Genomic DNA, 1609 nt, shown 5'->3' with positions numbered 1-1609 from the left:
GCCGTTCCTGCTCACCGAGGAGGCCAACGACCCCGGCATCGCACAGGTCTACAGCGACCTCATGACCAGTGGGGGGCACGGCAACACCTACTCGACCCGCTTGCCGGCCGGCTTTCCGCACCGCACGCCGCGGGCTGCTGGCCGCGGCGCCCCCGGCGACCCGGCTGCGCGCGCTGCTCCTGCCGCCGTCGTTGCTCGCCGACCTGCGGGACGGCGTGTTCCGGCTGTCGCGGCCGCCGTGGGGTCAGGACACGGCGGTGCGGGGCTGAGGCGGCGAGGCAGGGCGCCGGGCGGCCGCGTCAGGCCGGCCGGTCCACCTGGAGCCGCAGCAGCCGCTCGGTCAGCTCCGCCAGGGGCAGGGTGAGCAGGAGGCGCCCGCCCTCGGACTGCAGGCCCGCCTCTCCGACACCGGCCGCCATCCACTCCGGGATCGCCTCGAGGAGCGCGTCGACGTCGAGGAACACCGGCGCCTCGCCCGGCTCGGCGTCGGCCCGCACCTCCGCCTCGGCCTGCTCCGGACCGGTCCACAGCGGGACGACCTCGCGCCCCTCGCGGTCGGTCCACGGGACGACGCCATCGTCGTCCCCCCAGGCCCACAACCCGCCGCCGGCGGCGAGGTCGTCCCAGACGCCGTCGATCGGGTCCAGGCGGGACGGGTCCTGCCGGGTCACGGTGCCTCCTGCGGCGGAACGGACTCCGGAGACGGCGACAGCCGCCGTCCGGCCGGGACGGCGGCTGTTCCGCGGAGCCGGGGACTACTGGTCGTAGCGGCGGCGGAAGCGCTCCTCGAGGCGGGTCTTCAGCGGCTGCCGGCGGACCTTGCCGCTGCCACGACCGCCTCGCCCGCCGCGGCCGGACGTGCTGCCGGCCGGACCGCTCGAACCGACCTCGACCACGCCGGTGGCCGACCGATAGTTCAGGACGGCGAGGGCGAGCCCACCGAACGCCACCAGGAAGCCGAGGACACCGAGAGGCACCGACGGGATCACGGCGCCGCCGACGAGGACGGCCATCCCGACCAGGACCAGCAGGGCACCGAGCTGCAGCTTGCGGCGTGCCTTGCTCCGGCGGTCACCGGAACGGACCGACGAGGCGAACTTGGGATCGTCATCGACGAGGGCGCGCTCGATCTGCTCCAGCAGTCGCTGTTCGTGCTCGGAGAGCGGCACGTCGACCTCCACGTGGGCCAAAGCCAAAGCCAAGACCCGACGGCATGTGCGCCGTCGGTGACACCGAGGATACGAGCCCTCCGCGGGGTGCGAAAGGCGAGCCGCAACCGACCCGCCGTGATCACCCCCCGGGGAGTGGCGCGCGGCCTCGGAGGGAGGACGAACCGGGCACGGCCGGAGTTCCCGCCACCCGGCCGGGTGCGGCCTCGCCGAGCGATCTCCCGGGGCGGTGAGGCCTCCGAGGGCGCCGCCTCGCCATGGGGATGCCGCCTCGTCAGAGGTCCGGCACCCGTGCTCATCGGGCGCCGTGCTCACCGGGCGCCGGGCTCACCGGGCGCCGGGCTCACCGGCGCGGTGCTCACCGGGCGCGCTGGCCATCGCGGTGCAGCAGGGTCGCCGGACGGACCGCGCCGGCGCCGAACCGGCGGGCGGCCCGGTCG

General features: G+C 75.8%; 3 protein-coding genes. 1 reads left to right on the top strand and 2 read right to left on the bottom strand.

The window, feature by feature from the left end; all coding sequences use genetic code 11:
• Positions 1 to 68: 68 nt before the first annotated feature.
• A complete protein-coding gene (locus tag E4P41_RS21680) occupies positions 69 to 269 on the top strand; it encodes a hypothetical protein (protein WP_135143251.1) in 201 nt (66 codons plus the stop codon).
• Positions 270 to 299: 30 nt separating this feature from the next.
• On the opposite strand, the gene E4P41_RS21675 is transcribed toward E4P41_RS21680, so the two are convergent.
• Together E4P41_RS21675 and E4P41_RS21670 are read right to left on the bottom strand one after the other, a co-directional pair.
• A complete protein-coding gene (locus tag E4P41_RS21675; protein WP_135143250.1) occupies positions 300 to 671 on the bottom strand; it encodes a DUF2750 domain-containing protein in 372 nt (123 codons plus the stop codon).
• 84 nt (positions 672 to 755) lie between these two features.
• Positions 756 to 1202: a DUF3040 domain-containing protein gene (locus E4P41_RS21670; protein ID WP_245177562.1), complete on the bottom strand. Its 447-nt coding sequence runs from the start codon at positions 1200 to 1202 to the stop codon at positions 756 to 758.
• Positions 1203 to 1609: the final 407 nt, after the last annotated feature.

The organism is Geodermatophilus sp. DF01-2, assembly GCF_004571065.1.
GTDB lineage: Bacteria > Actinomycetota > Actinomycetes > Mycobacteriales > Geodermatophilaceae > Geodermatophilus.
The sequence above is the reverse complement of the archived record's forward strand: the minus strand, read 5'-3'. Positions and strand labels throughout refer to the sequence as shown.